The organism is Nitrospirota bacterium (assembly GCA_026387665.1).
Taxonomy (GTDB): Bacteria; Nitrospirota; Nitrospiria; order Nitrospirales; family Nitrospiraceae; genus Palsa-1315.
In genome coordinates this window covers 222,499-240,776 of the sequence record JAPLLG010000008.1, presented here as the reverse complement: position 1 = coordinate 240,776, position 18,278 = coordinate 222,499, and the positions used below count along the sequence as shown (strand labels likewise).

The 18,278-nt window shown below is 57.4% G+C and carries 18 protein-coding genes; 5 read left to right on the top strand and 13 right to left on the bottom strand.

The genetic code is table 11. The features are described 5' to 3' along the window. Positions 1-6: 6 nt before the first annotated feature. Both NT179_08485 and uvrA read left to right on the top strand, forming a co-directional pair. Positions 7-345: a DUF3147 domain-containing protein gene (locus tag NT179_08485; protein ID MCX5722049.1), complete on the top strand. Its 339-nt coding sequence runs from the start codon at positions 7-9 to the stop codon at positions 343-345. An 88-nt stretch (positions 346-433) separates the two neighbouring features. Beyond that, on the top strand, positions 434-3,223 hold the full coding sequence (gene uvrA / locus NT179_08480) for an excinuclease ABC subunit UvrA (GenBank protein MCX5722048.1): 2,790 nt from the start codon (positions 434-436) through the stop codon (positions 3,221-3,223). Between the two features lie 10 nt (positions 3,224-3,233). Here the strand turns inward: uvrA and NT179_08475 are convergent, their stop codons facing one another. The 10 genes from NT179_08475 to NT179_08430 all read right to left on the bottom strand — a co-directional run bounded on the left by NT179_08475 (position 3,234) and on the right by NT179_08430 (position 13,574). Beyond that, complete coding sequence (locus tag NT179_08475) at positions 3,234-3,965, bottom strand: hypothetical protein (GenBank protein MCX5722047.1); 732 nt, start codon at positions 3,963-3,965, stop codon at positions 3,234-3,236. 573 nt (positions 3,966-4,538) lie between these two features. Then, on the bottom strand, positions 4,539-5,690 hold the full coding sequence (locus NT179_08470; protein MCX5722046.1) for a CHC2 zinc finger domain-containing protein: 1,152 nt from the start codon (positions 5,688-5,690) through the stop codon (positions 4,539-4,541). A gap of 192 nt (positions 5,691-5,882) precedes the next feature. Then, positions 5,883-6,905 (bottom strand): transcriptional regulator, encoded by a 1,023-nt coding sequence (locus NT179_08465; protein ID MCX5722045.1) that lies wholly within the window; start codon positions 6,903-6,905, stop codon positions 5,883-5,885. A 4-nt stretch (positions 6,906-6,909) separates the two neighbouring features. Further along, positions 6,910-8,136, bottom strand: a complete 1,227-nt coding sequence (locus NT179_08460) for a PDZ domain-containing protein (GenBank protein MCX5722044.1) — start codon at positions 8,134-8,136, stop codon at positions 6,910-6,912. A 277-nt stretch (positions 8,137-8,413) separates the two neighbouring features. After that, positions 8,414-8,974, bottom strand: a complete 561-nt coding sequence (locus tag NT179_08455; protein ID MCX5722043.1) for a YqgE/AlgH family protein — start codon at positions 8,972-8,974, stop codon at positions 8,414-8,416. 160 nt (positions 8,975-9,134) lie between these two features. Next, positions 9,135-9,923, bottom strand: a complete 789-nt coding sequence (locus NT179_08450) for an acyltransferase (GenBank protein ID MCX5722042.1) — start codon at positions 9,921-9,923, stop codon at positions 9,135-9,137. A gap of 73 nt (positions 9,924-9,996) precedes the next feature. Continuing rightward, complete coding sequence (gene smbP / locus NT179_08445; GenBank protein ID MCX5722041.1) at positions 9,997-10,344, bottom strand: small metal-binding protein SmbP; 348 nt, start codon at positions 10,342-10,344, stop codon at positions 9,997-9,999. A gap of 92 nt (positions 10,345-10,436) precedes the next feature. Beyond that, a complete protein-coding gene (locus NT179_08440) occupies positions 10,437-11,315 on the bottom strand; it encodes a sulfurtransferase (protein MCX5722040.1) in 879 nt (292 codons plus the stop codon). A gap of 31 nt (positions 11,316-11,346) precedes the next feature. Beyond that, the gene (locus tag NT179_08435; GenBank protein MCX5722039.1) at positions 11,347-12,633 is read right to left on the bottom strand and encodes a multiheme c-type cytochrome; all 1,287 of its coding nucleotides are present in this window, start codon (positions 12,631-12,633) and stop codon (positions 11,347-11,349) included. Then, entirely contained in the window at positions 12,630-13,574 is a 945-nt protein-coding gene (locus tag NT179_08430; protein ID MCX5722038.1) for a histone deacetylase, read from the bottom strand. Before NT179_08430 ends, NT179_08435 begins: the two co-directional genes overlap by 4 nt. Before the next feature lie 223 nt (positions 13,575-13,797). On the opposite strand from NT179_08430, the gene NT179_08425 reads away from it, so the two are divergent. Continuing rightward, positions 13,798-14,115, top strand: a complete 318-nt coding sequence (locus NT179_08425; GenBank protein MCX5722037.1) for a tetratricopeptide repeat protein — start codon at positions 13,798-13,800, stop codon at positions 14,113-14,115. On the opposite strand, the gene NT179_08420 is transcribed toward NT179_08425, so the two are convergent. Next, on the bottom strand, positions 14,112-14,447 hold the full coding sequence (locus tag NT179_08420; protein ID MCX5722036.1) for a hypothetical protein: 336 nt from the start codon (positions 14,445-14,447) through the stop codon (positions 14,112-14,114). The two genes, NT179_08425 and NT179_08420, sit on opposite strands and share 4 nt — an antisense overlap. 158 nt (positions 14,448-14,605) lie before the next feature. Here NT179_08420 and NT179_08415 point away from each other — a divergent pair, with 158 nt between their 5' ends. After that, positions 14,606-16,429 (top strand): M3 family oligoendopeptidase, encoded by a 1,824-nt coding sequence (locus NT179_08415; GenBank protein MCX5722035.1) that lies wholly within the window; start codon positions 14,606-14,608, stop codon positions 16,427-16,429. Between the two features lie 26 nt (positions 16,430-16,455). Further along, positions 16,456-17,196: a hypothetical protein gene (locus NT179_08410; GenBank protein MCX5722034.1), complete on the top strand. Its 741-nt coding sequence runs from the start codon at positions 16,456-16,458 to the stop codon at positions 17,194-17,196. A gap of 160 nt (positions 17,197-17,356) precedes the next feature. Here NT179_08410 and NT179_08405 read toward each other — a convergent pair whose 3' ends face one another. Beyond that, a complete protein-coding gene (locus NT179_08405) occupies positions 17,357-17,992 on the bottom strand; it encodes an NAD(P)H-dependent oxidoreductase (protein MCX5722033.1) in 636 nt (211 codons plus the stop codon). A gap of 44 nt (positions 17,993-18,036) precedes the next feature. After that, positions 18,037-18,222 carry a hypothetical protein gene (locus NT179_08400; GenBank protein ID MCX5722032.1) on the bottom strand — a complete coding sequence of 62 codons (186 nt, stop codon included), beginning with the start codon at positions 18,220-18,222 and terminating at the stop codon, positions 18,037-18,039. Positions 18,223-18,278: the final 56 nt, after the last annotated feature.

The window sequence follows — 18,278 nt, the reverse complement described above, 5'->3', positions numbered from 1 at the left end:
GGCAACGTGAATGATTTCGTGAAATATGCAGTCTATTTTCTATTGGGCGGCACCATCGTCAGCGTCTCCACCTACCTCGGCTCTCAAGGCCGTTCGTTCCTCGCCGCCTTTGCCAGCACCTTCCCTGCCATCACGGGAGCGACGTTCATTCTGATCTATCTGAACGGGGGCAGCGAGTCCCTGGTGGGCTACGCGAAGAACCTCTTGTGGTTTGTGCCGCCCTGGATCGTCTACGTGCTTGCCATGATCCATGGCGTGCCGAGAATCGGCTTCTGGCCTGCCATGGCCCTCTCCATGACCCTCTACTTCGGCTGTATCGGGCTGGTCAAACTGGCCATCCGATAACCGCCGCGTCCGCTTCTCTCGATCTCTCCTTGAACCCCTGCTGGGGGATTGTTACGATGCTCAGATTTTCTGGACCGCGCAACAATCTATGGCAAGCACTAGGCAGCCTCCCATTCCTGCACGAGACCTGATCGTCGAAGGGGCGCGTCAAAACAACCTCAAGAACATCTCGCTCCGCATCCCCCACAATCAGGTCACGGCCATCACGGGGGTATCGGGATCGGGAAAATCCTCGCTCGCCTTCGACACCCTGTTCGCCGAAGGCCAATGGCGCTATGTGGAATCGCTCTCCATCTATGCCCGCATGTTTCTCGACAAGGTCAATCGGCCCGATGTCGACCGGATCATCAACGTCCGCCCCGCCATTGCGATCGAGCAGAAGAACCCCATCCGCACCGCCCGTTCGACGGTCGGGACCACGACCGAGATTGCCGACCTCCTGCGACTCCTCTTCGCCAAGGTGGGCCATCCGGTCTGCCCCGACTGCGCCATCGAAGCGCGCAGCTTTCAGCCTGGCAGCATCGCCGACGACCTCCTGAGCCATTGCGCCGACGCCCGTGCGATGATCCTCTTTCCGGTCAAAGCCCCGGCTCCGAAACAGGACCAGGCCTTTCTCCAATCACTCTTACTGCGCGGCTTCACCAGACTCCAGTGCGACAAGGAAATCCTTGATCTCCACGAGGTCCACAGCCTGCCCAAGGCCAGGCCGGACCATCTCCATGTGGTCCTCGACCGGCTGGTGATCCGGGAAGACAATCGGTCCCGCCTCGTCGAAGCGATCGAAACCGCGTTGCGCGAGGGCGAGGGCCTCTGCCGCGTGGAGGTCATCGACCAGGGCGCCCGCACCTACAGCACGGACTTCCGCTGCCAGCCATGCGGCAGAACCTTCGAACCGATTCGTCCGGTCCTCTTTTCCTTCAATCATCCGCTCGGCGCCTGTCCCGAATGCAAAGGGTTTGGCAATATTCTCCGCTACGATCCCGACCTCGTCATTCCCGACCACAGCAAGTCGCTGGCCCAAGGCGCCATCGAGCCCTGGAGCAAGCCCAGCGGCGATTGGTGGCAGAAGCAAATGTTGCTCTCCATGAAGCGGCGCGGCGTTGACCTCTCCCTCCCCTACAAGGACCTGCCCCAGGATATCCAGCAGATCCTCTGGCAGGGAGCAGGCAAGATGGAGGGGGTGCAGCAATTCTTCGACTACCTGGAAGGGAAGCGCTACAAACTGCATGTGCGCGTCATGCTCAGCCGCTACAGGACGCCGGTCCCCTGCCCGACTTGCGCTGGCTCCCGCCTCAGACCGGACGCGCGCTACGTGAAGATCGCAGGCCGAGACATTCATGAGATTTCGGCTCTCACGATCGAAGAGGTTGCAGCCTGGATCACAGCCCTCCCCCTCTCGTCCTATGAAGAACAGGTCGCCTGCGACATCCTCAGACAGTTGACGGCCAAACTCGGCTTTCTCCTCCGCGTGGGCCTCAGCTATCTGACGCTCTCCCGTCAGACCCGCACGCTCTCGGGAGGCGAGGCCCAGCGTGCCGCCTTGGCCAATCAACTCGGCGCGCGATTGGTCGGCACGCTCTACGTCCTCGACGAGCCGACCATCGGGCTCCACCCGCGCGACACAGCGACGCTCGCCGGCATCCTGCGAGAGCTGGCAATCCAGGGCAACACCGTGGTCGTCGTCGAACATGATCGCCAGATGATGCTGGCATCCGACTATCTCGTCGAGCTGGGCCCCCTGTCGGGAGAAAAGGGCGGCGAGGTGATCTGCGCCGCGCCGCGACAGGAATTCATCGCAGACAAGCGGTCGATTACGGCGCGCTACCTGCGTGGCGAAGACGAGATTGCCACGCCCCGCTCTCGCCGGAAGGGAAATGGGAAACTGCTGGTCATCGCCGGAGCCTGCGAGAACAACCTCAAAGATCTCTTTGTCCGTATTCCGCTCGGCATGTTGGTCTGTGTCACCGGTGTCTCCGGCTCCGGCAAGAGCACCTTGGTCGAAGACACGCTCTATCGCGCCGTCGCCCGCGCCTTTCGCACTGAGTCGCTGCCCATGGGCAAGTTTCGCGCGATCAAGGGAATCGAACATCTGACCGGCATCAAACTCATCGACCAGGAACCGATCGGCCGAACCCCCCGCTCCAATCCAATCACCTACCTGAAAGCCTTCGATGAAGTTCGCGCCCTCTTCGCCTCCGAACGCGAGGCGCTCAGAGGCGGGCTGACTCCCGGCCATTTCTCCTTTAATACCGCCGGTGGCCGATGCGACAAATGCGAAGGGAGCGGCGTCGAAAAGCTGGAAATGTATTTCTTCGAGGATATCTATGCCACCTGCGACGCCTGCGACGGGAAGCGATTCAAACCGAGCGTCCTCTCCATTCGCTATCGCGGGAAAACGATCCATGACGTCTTGCAGATGACCGCCGAAGACGCGCTGGGCTTTTTCAGCGGTTCGCCCAAGCTGACAGAAAAACTCCACCTGCTCACGTCCATCGGGCTCGGCTATCTCCGGCTCGGCCAAGCCGCGACCACCCTCTCCGGCGGCGAAGCCCAGCGGTTGAAAATCGCAGCAGAACTCAAAGGCTCCTCCACGAAGAACGGGCTCTATATCATGGATGAGCCGACTACGGGTCTGCACGTCGAGGACATCAAGAAGCTCCTGGCGATGTTGCAGAAGCTGGTGAACAGCGGCAATACCGTGGTGGTCGTGGAACACAATCTGGACGTGATCAAGAGCGCCGATTGGATTATCGACCTAGGGCCGGAAGGCGGATCGGCAGGCGGACAGATCGTGGCGGAAGGAAGACCGGAACAGGTCGCGAAGGTGGCCGGGTCTCATACGGGGAGATTTCTCGCAAGCGCACTGACCACTAGATAACACGCCGCTCTCAACTAGGGATTATTAGTTGAGCGAATTGATTGAGCCATGTCCAACGCTCTCGACTTCGAGCAAGATAATTCGGGTGATACGTGCGATACGATTGAGTCGGCAGGCTGTTGGCTCGCAGTTGAGCAAACTGCCGCTCTTCGTGACCTTGCACCGGATGAAAACTGACGTCGGCGAACTCATTTCGAAGTGCACAGTCATAGTATGGTCCGGTGAAAAATACCACGGCTGTAGGCTGAAGCAAACGAACCTCTTTTTCTAAGAGACCTTTCTGTGTACTGAGTATATGGTTCAGTTCTCCAGGAGATGTATTCTGAATAACTGATCCCCCTTTGAAAGAGACGCGAAACAGATTGGTCCAAAGGACTGAGACATCAGGTGACGCACCCAGATGTCTAAACGCTCGCCAGAAAGGGCTTCTATGCTCTGGCACTTGATGTTTTGCGAATTCGAAGTCTCTGTATCCCTTCATCAGAACACCGATGCGATTAGCTAAGTTGACGAATTCTGAGAGGTGCTTTATCGGTGGATACGGCCAATCGTAATAGTCTCCTTGATGAAAATCCCAACCACGGGTTTCCTGTCCGACAATTAGCAACCTGTGCTTGCTCTCCTTCCATGTAGGCCCTACGTGCAACAATAGTGGCAGCGAACATTTTCCTGCTATCTCCGAGTCAAAAGCGATTTCCTCAAAGAACTCCGTATAGAGAGCCTTTAGCTGTATGTTATCCATATTTCTTGATCAGCTTATCCGTTTCTTCAAATATACTCATCGTTCATGATTCTTATGCGGACTATTGGGGCACCCACTGCCCATGGCGGTCAAGCCGCAGTATACGCACTTGTTCGTACCGCTGCCATGACGGTGAACATTCGAGAGGCCGTTGGCGCAGCCTCGGCCATAGGACGTTAAGTTGCAAAACACGCAATGTTTTTCATCCATTCCACTGTGCTCGTGTCGTTTATGAGGGCTCGTGGAACAGCCGGAACCGAACGACGTAGAGTTACAAAACTTGCATTTGGTTGCCATACTCCTCCTCCTAGAATCGCACGCCACACCTATCCAACACTTGCACTCTCAGAGATTCCAGCGCATGGCTTCGTCGTGCCGGATTTTCGATCCGCATCGCCTCCAGAAACTCATCTTCGTGATGTCCGAAGTTTTCCTACAGACAATGTGCTCCTGTATGACCGCTGTGAGCGGCCTGTCCATGGTCGCTTGGCTGAGATCATCCGCTGCACTGACGAGCTGAGGAATCAGACTCAAGACCCATTCCATTTTGGCACGCTACCCTCGTTTCACCGATCAAGAAGCCAGCATCTTACTCAAGGGAACTGCCGACCCCATTGCGGTCCGTACGGCTTCGAGGCCTTGCCGCTGTAGCAATTCCAACAGCCACCTTCCCTCCGGCAGGACCAAGAGTTTTGCTCGCGGATAGTCGGATCCCACTTGCTCCATGATCGCTTCAATCTCTCGGCTCGTATCGCCTTCTGCGCGGCAAGGATAGATAAGAGTCTTGGCAAGCGCACAGACCGTTCTCATGGCATGGGGATTCGGCCGGTGCCAGTCCTCAACAATATAGACGGCATTCTCTATCCCTACGCTGTGCAACAACACAACTTCCCACGCGGTTCTCGTGATGACGACCTCCTCAAACTTATTCAAATCCTGAGGCCACATCGGCGCAGGCACGATCAACCGCCTCAAGCGTCGTTCCGAAAAGGAAGAGGTACTTTGCACCCAATGGTCTGCGACTGAGGGATCTGCATCGACCATATTTCTGTTCGTGCAAAATCCACATAAGTTTCCCTCATGATCACCAATTGGAATAATCATGCCCTTGCACGAATCTTTCATCCGGTCCTTGGCGTTCCGGAAGATCACTCCGGAGGCCTCCATGGCGCCAAGGCTATATCCCTGGCCGAGCAGATGATTCTGCAACAACTCATCCGACTCCAGAGGAGCATAGCCAAGCCCAAAGCGTTCGACCGTGCCCGTTCCAATCCCCTGTTCGCTCAACCATCTCTTGGCCCTAGCTCCCTCCGCACGGTGCCAGAGCACCTCCTGATAGAACCGTCTAGCCTCGGCCATGATTTCCCAACGCTGCTGCTGTTCAAGCCGACGCCCCTGTAGATCACCGGCATTCAGCAATGATTGAAGACCGGCGATTGCCGTAGAACAGGAGCACTTCTCTACGTTCATAAAGAAGTCAATCGCTGAGCCATGCGACTGACAGTCACAGCAATGATACGAACCCTCTCTCAGATAGAGGCTGTCGTTTGAGGAACAGAAGGGACAATGGGCATAGAAGCTTAACGCTTCTCCACCGGTGCGTGCCATTTTTCCGGCGATGCTTGTCAGCCAGGTATAACGAGCTGCCAGCTCGATGCAATCCAAATCGTCCAGGAGATTTTCCCATTGCTCAACGGCCACAAGACTCCCCGCGCTGCCGCTCACTATTCCGCCTGCCTGCCTACCAGGAGCAACGAACCTTTCATCACTGGCTGAGACGCTGGATTGCGAGAGCAGAGGAACGAGGCTGCTGAGTCCTACGGCCGCCGCAGTCTGAATGAATGCACGTCTATTGAGCATAGCGAGCCTCCTTTGTAGATATGCAAGGAAGCTAGCACCGGCCTGTGACAGACTACGTCACGCCTTCAATTTATTTGTCGAGTATTGCTTGCTGGCTGCGGTGAGATGAGCACGAACAGACTGGACTAACTCTGGCGGACTCAGCACTTTGGCATCGGCGCCCCAGGAAAGGACCCACGAGGTGATTTCGTCCAGCCCACCCGCCTCGAAGGTAACGGTGACGGACTTGTCTTTATGCTGTGTGAGCGATTGGGTTGGATGCCACTGACGCTCTTTGAGCAGGTAGGCCACATTCGGACTGAACCGGATACGCACGGCCTTGGGGGGCTCGTCGATCAAACCGAAAGAGTTACGAGGCAAGGCCTCCCGCAAAGGATCAGAAGGCATATTAAAACTATCCTCCGTAAGTTGGACTCGATGGATGCGCTCAACGGCAAACATGCGCGGCGCCTTGGCGCGATGCGAGTAGCCCACCACATAGAGGCCATACTGGTAAAGCACCAACACATAGGGGTCGACACAATGCGGAGTCGACTCCTCATAATCCGGCCTTTGATGGTCCAGAATCACGGTGCGTTGCAGGAGCAGCGCCCTCCTGAGATCGGTCAAAATCTTCTTCTGCTTCGCATAGGACCGTTTCGGTCCTTGTACGGGGGCAAACACACGGCTGATTCGCTCCAGATGATTCGCAGTCTTGGCGGGAAGCCCAGCCTCGACTTTCGCAATCACGCTTTCGAGGTCATCGACGAACGGCGTGCCATTCAAATAGGCCAGATGATTCTTCGCCAGATGCAGCGACATGAGTTCATACTGAGTGATGGCAATCTGCGGAAGACCTTTGTAGCCGAGAGGCAATTGCCACATCTTCTCGCCCGATCCCTCAGACCGTTCGATGGGGTGACCTTCTTTTTCAATCTCCGCCAGATCACGATACACCTGCCGTCGGGTAATCCCGAATTCGCCGGCCAGCCCATTGATCGTCACAGCTCGACTGGCCAAAGTCCGCATCATACGGACGAGGCGATCGGCCTGCGTATAGGCCCCTCGCTTCCGCCCTCTTAGGTTGCGCGTCTTATCCATCGGTTCAGAGCCCCGGTCTCGATTCGGCTATGATGCTGAGTTCCAACGGAGAACCACCTCGCCGGATATCGAGTTTCAAGATCTGACCTACTTCGACCTGACAGAGCCGCTTGGCCGCTCGTTCTGATTGAACTGTCGCCAGGCCGACCCCGTTACAGGCCACGACTCGATCCCCGACCTTGAGACCTGCCTTGTCAGCAGGCAGGCCGCCGCGCAGTTCCTTCACGAGGTAGTAGCGAGCGCCGGCTAACTCTTGCAGCTCCCAGTTCACGCCGATCCGTCCGGACCCGAGCAGCCCGGTCTGTGAACCGAACCGCGCGAGAATCCGGTGCGCGATGACGCGGGCCAAACCCTCCGGATCATCCGCCGTGGCATCCGAGCCCTGCCCGTCCCCGTTGAATAACACCAAGCCGCTCTCGACATCGATCATCCGTAGCGCCAACGACACACGGCTGACCTGATCTCCCTCTGTGCGCTCCCATTGTTGCACTTCGCCTACGACAATGGCCTGCGCGCCGACGAGCTTCCCGACTTTCAGGACCGCAGCATCGTCGGCATGTTTCAGTTGAATGACCTGTTCCTTGAGCAGGTCGTCGAGCTTGGCTCGCTCGACCATATTGACGTCCAAGTCCAACAGCAAGGTCGTCACGATCCCGGCGACACGAGAGCCGGATCCTTGGGCTGCTGCCGCATCGACGAAAGGCAGCACGGCCATCGTCCGATAGCGATCGATCGTGTCCCGATTGATCGGGCCGACGCCGGTGACGACCGGCTCAGGCCGTCCAAGCATCCCGCCGGATCCTAGCGCGGCAATGCCGGACGAGGCACAGGCGCGGCGCCGTTGCAGAATGGCTGATGGCGCACCCCAGGCACAAAGCTCATCGTTCACCAGCACGACGTGGTAGGGATATTCGCGTTGATGTTCTGTTGCGACGTTGGTGAAGGGGTAGAAAATGCAGCCGCCGATCCAGACGGACACAGGGCAGAGCGCCAACTCATAGAGCCACTGTTTACGGGCCGTGAGGGAATATTCCCAGACCAGGAGGCGGCCATCGTCGCGCAAGACACGATCCGGACGGCCGATCTGGTCAATCACCTCGGCCTTCGTCATCGGCACAGCCAGCCGATCCAGTTTGGATTCAGATTTCACCGCTGTATAGAGCACGCCGCAGCCGGAACAGGCATAGGCAAGGAGGGCTAGTCCGACACAACAGCCAATCCGTCTCCCCATACAACGCCGCTCCAAAGAGGCAAACCGCACGAGGAGGCAGGGTACCACCGGCACAAACAGGCTGCAATGGAACTGAGGGAGGAAGAATAGCCGCGAGACTAACAGGCTATTGAAACCTGGTGGGCATTCACTGAATCCACACCGCGAACAGCTCCTGGACGGCGCCCCCCGCAGGATGCTCAAAAATACCGTCAGCAAAACCGCAGCTCCGAGCTGACCCTCGTTTCACGTTTCACGGGTTCCGAGAACGAAGCTGGCGGGCTTTTTCAGCATCCTGCTAATTTAGGGAGGGGTCGAACGGCATGTCCGCATACAGGCGATAGTCGTCACCGAGGGCACTCACGATGTCGGGCCAGACACGAGTGGGATCCTTGTCGAAGACAACATCGGAATCTGCCGGGATGGTGAACCAGGATCCGGTCTTCATTTCAGACTCCAACTGCCCTGGCCCCCAGCCGGAATAGCCGAGATAGGCACGGAACGCATCGCGCCCTTCACTGGCAGTTAAAATACGATCGACCAGTTCTGCATCCCCTCCGAGACAAATCCCATCGAAGACATGATGGGAATTCTCAGGCAGTTGATCCAAGCGATAAAGCATCATGACCTGATTCGTCTGCACCGGCCCTCCGGAAAACAGCACGTGCCGCTGGCCTTCGAGAATCGGCACTTGCGGCAAGGCCTCCGAGACCGACATGGCCGTCGGGCGATTGACCACGACGCCCAGCGCGCCCTCAGCCCCGTGCTCGCACAGCAACACCACGGTCTGCCGAAAATTCGGATCGCGCAAGGACGGCGCTGCAATGAGGAAGATGCCTTTTCCGAGTGGAGCTTTCATAGCTGTAATCCTACCGTGCGAACCTGTGGGGTGCAAGCGGCACGGAAAACCGAGCCCAAAACGATGAACGCGGAACGCTGAAGGGACAATCGTCTCCCGGTTCATAGCTCATCGCTCACCGTTCATCGCTTTCTAGCCAGCGGCCTGTTTCAGCATCCTGCTAGCGGTAGAGGGATTCGCGGCGATCACGGAGGAGGTCGTTGTAAGGCGTGAGGGCTTTGTTCCGCGCGTCGGCAGGGTCGATCTCAACCATGTACAGTTCGTCCTGGTCGCGCGGCGCACGATGCAGAATCGCCCCCTTCGAAGCGACAACCTCGCTGTTCCCGATAAAGGTCAGCCGGTCTTTGCCGCCTCGTGCTTCGCTGCCCGTGCGGTTACTCGTAATCGCGAAGACGCGATTCTCACGGCACCGAACCGGCATGGAGTCGGGGCAATCCGGCAGCACCAAGTTCGAGGGATGACAGATGATCTCCGCCCCCTTGAGCGCCAAGGTGCGAGCGGCTTCCGGGTAATACCAATCAAAACAGATCATCACGCCGATCTTGGCCGGTCCGATATCCCAGACCTGAAACCCCGTATCGCCCGGCGTAAAGAACAGCGTTTCTTCGAAAAACAGATGGGTCTTGCGATAGCAGCCGATGAACCCGGATGGGCCGACGACCACGGCGGAGTTATAGCAGACAGATCCGGCCCGCTCAGGAAGACCGGCGACAATCACCATCTTGCGACGCTTCGCCAGATCGATCAGCCGTTGCGTCGTCGGTCCATCCGGCACCGACTCCGACAGAGCGAGCACTTCCTGCTGCGATGTGAACTGATACCCGGAGGCGCACAGCTCTGGCAAAACGATCAAGTCGGCATCCGCGTGGTCGAGCATGTGCACAATCGTATCGAGATTGCGCGAGACCTCACCGAACTGTGGCGCGAATTGAAAATACCCGACTCGCATGACCATCCTGTTCCTAAAGCAGAACGGGCAGGGTCGCCCCTGCCCGTTCCAGAAAAAACTCTGACTGAACGGCTTACTTCACTTCTGACAAATGGGTGACTGCCCCTTCCGCATGTTGGGTGGCCACATCGACGTGACCGGCCTTGCCATGGGACACGGCTTCTTTGAGATGCTTGATGCCTTCGTCCAGATGCGGATTCTTCAGGCCTGCCGCCTCGGCATGCTTAAGCGCTCCCTCGGCATGCTGCACCAGGGCATCGGCATGCCCCTGCTTGCCATGCGCCACGGCTTCCTTGGCATGTTCCACCGCTTCACTCACATGCTTGTTCTCGGCAAGAGCGAGCCCAGTGAATAGCGGGAAACCAACAAGTGCGGCCACCGCCGCCACGACCAGTGCTCCGCGATGGATTCTGATTTTCATGGGTTCCTCCTCAAGGGTTAAGCTTTATTCGACTGACATAAACCGTTGCATAATCATCGGCTCGTTCACCTTACACAGCCGTTTTTTGACTGTCAAGAAGGCCGCACTTGTGGATCGACGTTCAGGATATGTTGTAGTCCCTTGGCGTCTTTTTCCACCGGACAAGCGAAGTCACGGCTCCACTCCCACCAGGATCCAGGGTAGTTGCGGACCTTCCGGTAGCCGGCCAGCTTGAGGACGAAATAGAGCCAGGCTGAGCGGACGCCGCCCGTGCAATAACAGATGACCTCTTGGTCCTGCGTGAGCCCCTTATCGGCCAAACTCTCCGTAATCGTTTCCAGATCTTTCAGCGTGGCGTTCGGCTGAAGAAATCCCGTCCAGGCCAGATGGATCGCGGTGGGGATATGGCCAGGCCGCGGAATGCCCGAGACCTCTTTCCCGAGATATTCTTCGAGGCTGCGCGCATCCAAAATCACGGTGCCGGGATGCGGCTGCTTCACGAGCTGCTTCAACTCCTCTTTGCCCGCGATCACGGCCGTCACCGGCTTGACGATGAAGGTCCCAGGCTTGGGCGTCACACAACCATGTTCGAACGGCCGCTTTTCCTGCACCCACTTGACCCACCCTCCGTCGAGAATCCGCAGCTTCGTATGGCCGAAATATTCCAACATCCAGAACATGCGGCCTTCGTCGCCCCAGTTGTCGAAGGGATTCGAATAGATCACCACGTCGCTGTCCTGACTGATGCCCAAGGCGCGGATCTTCTGTTCCAGCCTGGCGCGATCGGGATCGAGCAGACCCTTCGGCACGGCCTTGGGGTCGCTGTACTCGTGCCAGGTCGAATGCACCGCGCCGGGAATATGGCCGCCGAATTCGTAGGCGGCCCGCCCCCGCACGTCGAGAATCACCAGGCCGGACTGGCCCAAGTTCTGTTGAAGGGTTTCGGTATCGATCAGCAACGGGTGTGTCATGTCGTTCCTTTGTGGTTTGAGCTGTCAGCGATCAGCCCGCAGCTCCGGCCTTACAACTTGTCCCCTCTGGCTGGCGGCTCAGGGCCGCTGACCGCTCGTTCTCACTTAACGCCGCCGCAAGATCGCCGGACAGCGGGAACTCCCGCTCGTACACGACGAATCGGTAGGGATCGTTTCCCGTCAACCCATACTGAGTCTGCAACATCTCATGCTGCTTGTCGGTCAGGATGTGGTACTGCACCCGCGCCTTGACTTTCAAGCCCTCTGCCTGAGCCGGGAGCTGGTACGTAAACTGGTACTCCCGGCTGGCCAGGGGCAAGAGGCGGTTATCATACAACTCGACGATAGCCGGCTGCCACATGATCCAGCGGCCCATCGTGGAGGTCTGCTGATCCAGCACATGCCCGTCCCGGTCCTCTACGGAAAACTCCACCGTGAAAAACCGGTCCGGATCGCCCGTCGGAATCTTATGGCCGGCTCCCGCATTGATGACCGTGAGGGTAAAACTCACTCGATCGCCAGGCTTGGGGGAGACGATATCGGCCTTGACCTGCACCCCCACCGCCCGTTTCACCATATCCGGGTCGTGCCCGCCGCGCCAGAGATGCTGCCGTCCCCGCCGGATCGGACTATTCGTCGCCACCGGCCGGTCGATTTCAGGCATGTGACAACTCTGGCAAATGAAGCCCCGCTCCTGCATGAAGAACTTGCCTTCATACTCCGAGTAGGTCCCGCAGGGCCCCACATTATAGAACTGGGCCGGACCGGACACCACGTTATGGCAACGCTGGCAGACCTGCGCGGTGCGAAAACTCGGATCGAACTTGGTCGGATGCGGCGCGGCGGAATCTTCGAACGGTCCATAGACGACTCCGTCCCGCACATGGCAGGCCGCGCAAGTCACCGACTCTTTTTGATACTCGGGGTCGTAATGGGGATTGGGCTCTTGCACCGCCTTTTCGACGCGCCCTCGCGGAATCTCCTTCACCAACGTCGGCTGCTGGTTTTCCAGCGGGGTGTGGCAGTTCAAACAGACCCAAATGTTCTTATCCTTCTTCCAATAGGCCTGAAAGAACGGGTCTTCATAGGCATGGGCATGGATGCTCGTCTTCCACTCGTCGTAAATCTCACGGTGGCATTGGCCGCAGGATTCGGCCTTCAAGCTCGTCAGCCCCTCCGGGATCTTTTGAAACGGGATCGCATGGGCATAATCGGACCGCAACCCGAAAATCACGACCGGCTTGACCTCGGTGTAATAGAGATAGACGAGCAGACCGACTAGAGCAGAACCGAGCAGAATCTTAAGAAGGGTTTTCATGCGGCTAACAAAGCCTGGATGTGACGATCCACCGACGCAGCCAAGGATGTCAGATGGTACCCGCCTTCGAGCGACGAGAGGATGCGGCCGTTTGCATGACGCTTGGCAATGCCGGCCACGATGCCGGTGAGATCCTCGTAGCCCTCTTCCGTCAACCCCATGCTCGCAAGCGGATCGTCTTGATGGGCATCGAAACCGGCTGAGATGATCACGAATTCAGGCTTGAAGGCATCGGCTGCCGGGACCAGCGTTTTCTGAAAGACGGCGCGGTACTCCTCATCGCCCTCCCCCGCTTCCATCGGCACATTGATCGTGAACCCCTCCCCTGCCCCTCGGCCCCGCTCCGTCGCGCGGCCCGTGCCTGGATAATGGGGAAACTGATGGGTACTGAAGAACAAGACCGACGGGTCCTCTTCAAAACTATGCTGCGTGCCATTCCCGTGATGCACGTCCCAATCGACGATCAAAACCCGGCTCAACCCATAGCGCTTCTGCGCATAGCGCGCGGCAATCGCCACATTATTGAAGAGACAGAAGCCCATCGCGTGCCCCGCCTCTGCATGGTGTCCCGGCGGCCGCACCGCACAGAACACATGATCGACTTTTTTCGACATGATGGCATCGACGGCGGCCAAGGCCCCGCCTGCTGCCAGATAGGCAGCGGTCAAGGAACCGGGAGACATGGAGGTATCGGCATCGAGGGAGACCCGCCCAGTCGCCGGAGCCTCAGCCTTCAGCATCTCAAGATAGGACGCCTCGTGGATCTGCGTAATCCATTCGTCCTCCGCCTTTCTCGGTTCAATCCTGGTCAACCGAGCCGCAGTCCCGCTCTGTTCCAGCTGCTGCATAATCGCACGCAGCCGATTGGGCGACTCAGGATGCCCTGCACCCATATCGTGCTCGAGATAGCGTGGATCGTAAACGAGTCCGGTGTTGCCCATAAATGCTCCAGCTTGCTTACCCAGCAGGACGCTCAAAATGGCTGCCCCGCAAGGCCGCAGCGAGCGAGATGCCGAGGCGTACTTCCAGTACGTTGAGGCGTTGAGCGACGCGAGCACGAAGCTGGCAGACTTTTTCAGCGTCCTGCCGAATCGTAGCATGCAGGAAACTGCATAGACAACGAGCGTTCGCCACTGCTATCGTCACATATACTTGGAGGGAATCATGGCGAATCGCCGCATCGAACCGCTCAAAAAAGTCCTGGAGATCGATCCGACCGACGAAGTCGCCTGGTTTGGGCTCGGGAAAGCCTATATGGAAGATGCGAACTTCGAAGAGGCGGCCAAGGCCCTGCAGCAATGTGTCACGGTCAAGCCCACCTACTCAGCCGCCTACTATGCTCTGGCCCAATCGCTGCACAAGCTGGATCGAATCGACGAATGTCGAACCGTCTGCGCCACCGGCATCGACGTCTCCACAAAAAACGGCGACATGATGGTCACGAAGAGTCTGGAATCGCTCACTGGCTCGCTGCCCGCCTAAACTGGCTCCGCTCCGTCGTCGTCATCATCAGTCGAAGCCAGGCCGAGAGATTCCGGCTCGCGCTTGGAAATTTCCTCATACACTTCGTCCAGCCAGCGGCTCGCGTAGCCCAGAATCTCCCTGACTAGCGGTTCCGGCTGGCCCGTCCGTTTGATCGTCCATTGGCAGACATATTCCAGCAGCACCTCCCGCTCAAACCGCTCCGACGAGTGTGTGGCGAGCGTCGTCATTTCACCAAGGCCGGTCGTCAGGATATCGGCCACCGTGTCTCGCCCATAGGACGTGCTGGCTGTGACATATTGAATGGCCCGATTGAGTTCTTGGTCGGTCATGAGATCTCCGTTACTCTTGGCGCATCATACCGAGATGCCAGAGCAGATGGAAGATTTCCCCTGAACTCGGCAAGAGAAAATTTCTCCGGCCTCGTCAACGAGAATGGTATGATCCTGAGCCCGCATAATGTGAAGGCGAGATGAAGGAGATATTATCTATGCCAGCGAAGACCAGCCTGAAAAAGTCGACCTCGCGCAAGACCGCTTCCCCGAAACGGCAGAAATCCACCTATGCCGAGCGCTGGGACCTCTCCCATTTGGCAGAGAATCCGGTCAAACATTTTGAAACCCTGCTGGCAAAGATCGAGTCCCAGGTAGCGCAATTCGAAGCGGCGCGAACCCAGTTCAGTCCGACCATGGAGACAGCCGTCTTCCACCCGCTCCTGACGCTCAGTGAGAACATCGCAGCTGCCTCGTCCAAGCTCAGCGCCTACGCCTATCTTTGGTTTTCAGAAAACACGAAAGACCTCGCCGCCCGCTCATTTAAGGACAAGGTCGAGGAGCGGCTCACAGCGCTCCAGAACCGCCTGGTGTTCTTCGACCTCTGGTGGCAAAGCGTCGATGAGGACAATGCGCGCCGGCTCATGGCCGGAACCGGCACGCTCCGGTACCACCTCGAAACCATCCGCCGGTTCAAGCCTCACACGCTCTCTGAACCGGAAGAGAAGATCGTCAACATCAAGAACATCACGGGCCGTAGCGCCGTCCATTCGCTCTACGACGTCGTGACCAACGCCTTCACCTTCACCCTCACCGTCAATGGCAAACGAAAGACGATGACGCGCGAGGAGCTGACGGCCTATCTGCGCCATGCGCAAGGACGGCTGCGCGAAGCTGCCTATCGGGAGCTCTACCGTGTCTATGCCGATCAGCACGACCTGCTGGGCGAGATCTACAAGACCCTGGTCAACGACTGGAAGGCGGAGAATCTTCAGCTGCGCCACTTCACCAGCCCGATTGCCACCCGCAACCTCGGCAACGACATTCCCGATGCAGCCGTAGCCTCGCTCCTCAAGGTCTGTCAGAAAAACGCGGGCATCTTCCAGCGCTACTTCCGCATCAAGGCCCGCCTCTGCAAGATCACGCCGATGAGCCGCTACCACATCTATGCGCCCCATCGCACGGAGCAGAAATCCTATCGCTATCAGGACGCCATCAACATGGTGCTGGAGGCCTATCGAGGATTTTCTCCGCAACTAGCCGACCTGGCGGAGCGGGTGGTGCATGAACGCCATATCGATGCGCGGACGAGACCGGGGAAAATCGGGGGCGCCTATTGCTACAGCGTCGTGCCCAGCATGACCCCCTACGTGCTGCTGAACTTCACCGGCGAAGCGCGCGATATCGCCACGATGGCCCATGAACTCGGCCATGCCGTCCACGGCATGCTGGCGCAACATCATTCCATCTTCACCTTCCATTCCACCCTCCCGCTGGCGGAAACCGCCTCGGTGTTCGGGGAACGCATCCTGTCCGATGCCCTCATGAACCAGGAGCGGGACAAGAAGGTGAGACAGGGACTCCTGCTCAACCAGCTGGACGACATCTACGCCACGGTTCTCCGGCAGGCCTATTTCGTCCAATTTGAAAATCAGGCCCATGAGATGATCGCCCAGGGCGCGACCGTGAAGGATCTGGCCAAGACCTATCTGGCAGAAGTGCGGCAGCAGTTCGGAAAAGGCATCAAGGTCCCGGAAGAGTTTCAATGGGAATGGCTGACCATTCCCCACATCTTTGCCAGCCCCTTCTATTGCTACGCCTACAGCTTCGGGAACTTACTGGTCCTCGCACTGTATCGCATGTATCAAAAAGAAGGAGCCTCGTTCGTGCCCAAATATCTGGAGCTGCTGAGTACTGGCGGATCGGAATCGCCGCAGACCATTCTTGCCAAAGTCGGAGTCGATATGGCTTCTGAGGATTTCTGGCAATCGGGGTTCGATACGATCAGCGAGATGGTGGATCAGCTGGAACAGACGCTGTAAGTATTTCGGCGTGAGGCATTTTAAATATGTTTAATCACAAAACAACCAGCTACCTCGCTGAACACCTATCAAGCAAAACTCGCCCTCAGCTTGATCACTTCTTGGGAAAGCATGGTGTACCAACAGAGCTATTCGCAGAGAGGCCAGAATCATATTCTAAGCTAAAGCTAGCTGGTGAGGTCCTCAAAGAACTGACAAGAAGGAAAGATTTCACAACACTCAAAAGCATCGCTCAAGCAATCCTACAGGAACCAAGCTGCACATCTCTTGAACACCTAGAATCAGCACTAACCGCCGATGGGTTTACGGTTACTGATGGGAAGATTGAAGCTGGTCCAGTATCAATTACCGAGGAGCGATCGGCACTGGAAACAATTATTGAGCGAAACCCCTACCTGTCCCAGGATATCCTCCACCATCATCTCAAGCAAAATATTGACTTATATACAGACGGAAAATGGGATGCCTCGATTGCCCAGGCCCGAAACTTCATCGAGCAATTATTGCATGACATCGCAATGCATTTGGCAAAGCAACGCAGTGAAAAACCAGATTTAGACAAACCTCTCAAGGTTCGCAACTACTTGGTAACGGTTTGCTTTCTTCAGAAAAATGAGAGAGACAAACTTATCGATGGTGTATATGGCTACCTCAGCGAGGAAGGAGCCCATCCTGGCATTTCAGAACAAAAGGTTGCCCATGTGTGCAGAATTCTCTGCCTAACAATTGGTCAGTACCTCATTGAAAAGCTTGAGAACTACTCGTGATTCCTAGTGCGAGATAGGGGATCGCTTGCCACTGTTATCGCCCCCTCTCTCATCGGCTGCTCGACCTTGCAGCAAAGCAGCAAAACGTTGCAGGAACATTGCATTCGACTAATTACTGCACGGGGAATGCAAATGGAAAGAGAAAGATGTGGCGGAGGCGCTACTTAACCGAACCGGCCTTGAACCTTGTCGCGACTTCAGCGACGCGCAAGCCTAAGGCCTTGGCCTCGGCCAATTCCTTGTTGTCGATGCCGGGGCTATCGCCTTCCGTGGTCGCAGAGGCACCGAAGGCCCCGCCCCCGCTGACGACGATCATCTGATTCCCCAACATCGCGGCAAGGATCGTCAACATCGTCACTTCTTTACCGCTGGAAATCTGGCCGCCGGTCGCAAAGGCCGCGCCGACTTTGTTCTTCATCTTGAATTCAGGGAACACGCCAAACTTGAACTGCCAGTTATCGAAGAAGGTCTTCACCTCACCCGACATATTCGACCAATAGACCGGCGAACCGACCACGACCGCATCGGCGGAGAACAGATCCTCCGCCGTCACCTGGCCGACCCGTTTCAGCAGCACCTCGGCGCCGAGCACGCTTCTCGCGCCCTCGGCCACCGCTTCAGCCATGCGTTCGGTATTGCCGGACAACGAATGATAGGTCACGAGGACCTTCACCAGTTGGGCCGGCTCGTCGGCGAAGGTTTCGCCGGAGCCGATGCCCAGTACCAGAAGCAGGACACAGAGGAATAGCGAGCCAATGGAGCGGAGTCGTGAAATGGAGGTGCGAGCAGACAACATCGACTCACAGGGAGCAGGAATCGGTGCACAGGCGTGACGCCGGTTCAACGACGGACGATTTCCTCTTCCATGCGCTCTTCGACAGAGACGTCCGTGAGGGCCCCGCGGTAATCGCACTTGTGGCAACGGACCCGCCAGGCTTCGATCCACTTTTCCTGCACATAGGACTGTCGGCACGTCGGACACACAAACACGCCTTTGACGTAATGAACTTTCCGAACCTCTTTCATGGGCCCCTCCCTTGCGTAAGTTAGCCGAGGATCGCATAGGCAACAATGTGATTGCA

Coding starts and splice junctions, on each gene's coding strand:
- NT179_08455 (MCX5722043.1), bottom strand. CDS start 8,974: ATGAAAGCTCCACTCGGAAAAGGCATCTTCCTCATTGCAGCGCCGTCC.
- smbP (MCX5722041.1), bottom strand. CDS start 10,344: ATGAAAATCAGAATCCATCGCGGAGCACTGGTCGTGGCGGCGGTGGCC.
- NT179_08475 (MCX5722047.1), bottom strand. CDS start 3,965: ATGGATAACATACAGCTAAAGGCTCTCTATACGGAGTTCTTTGAGGAA.
- NT179_08405 (MCX5722033.1), bottom strand. CDS start 17,992: ATGTTGTCTGCTCGCACCTCCATTTCACGACTCCGCTCCATTGGCTCG.
- NT179_08435 (MCX5722039.1), bottom strand. CDS start 12,633: ATGAAAACCCTTCTTAAGATTCTGCTCGGTTCTGCTCTAGTCGGTCTG.
- NT179_08460 (MCX5722044.1), bottom strand. CDS start 8,136: ATGGGGAGACGGATTGGCTGTTGTGTCGGACTAGCCCTCCTTGCCTAT.
- NT179_08430 (MCX5722038.1), bottom strand. CDS start 13,574: ATGGGCAACACCGGACTCGTTTACGATCCACGCTATCTCGAGCACGAT.
- NT179_08425 (MCX5722037.1), top strand. CDS start 13,798: ATGGCGAATCGCCGCATCGAACCGCTCAAAAAAGTCCTGGAGATCGAT.
- NT179_08465 (MCX5722045.1), bottom strand. CDS start 6,905: ATGGATAAGACGCGCAACCTAAGAGGGCGGAAGCGAGGGGCCTATACG.
- NT179_08450 (MCX5722042.1), bottom strand. CDS start 9,923: ATGCGAGTCGGGTATTTTCAATTCGCGCCACAGTTCGGTGAGGTCTCG.
- NT179_08440 (MCX5722040.1), bottom strand. CDS start 11,315: ATGACACACCCGTTGCTGATCGATACCGAAACCCTTCAACAGAACTTG.
- NT179_08420 (MCX5722036.1), bottom strand. CDS start 14,447: ATGACCGACCAAGAACTCAATCGGGCCATTCAATATGTCACAGCCAGC.
- NT179_08410 (MCX5722034.1), top strand. CDS start 16,456: ATGTTTAATCACAAAACAACCAGCTACCTCGCTGAACACCTATCAAGC.
- NT179_08415 (MCX5722035.1), top strand. CDS start 14,606: ATGCCAGCGAAGACCAGCCTGAAAAAGTCGACCTCGCGCAAGACCGCT.
- NT179_08400 (MCX5722032.1), bottom strand. CDS start 18,222: ATGAAAGAGGTTCGGAAAGTTCATTACGTCAAAGGCGTGTTTGTGTGT.
- uvrA (MCX5722048.1), top strand. CDS start 434: ATGGCAAGCACTAGGCAGCCTCCCATTCCTGCACGAGACCTGATCGTC.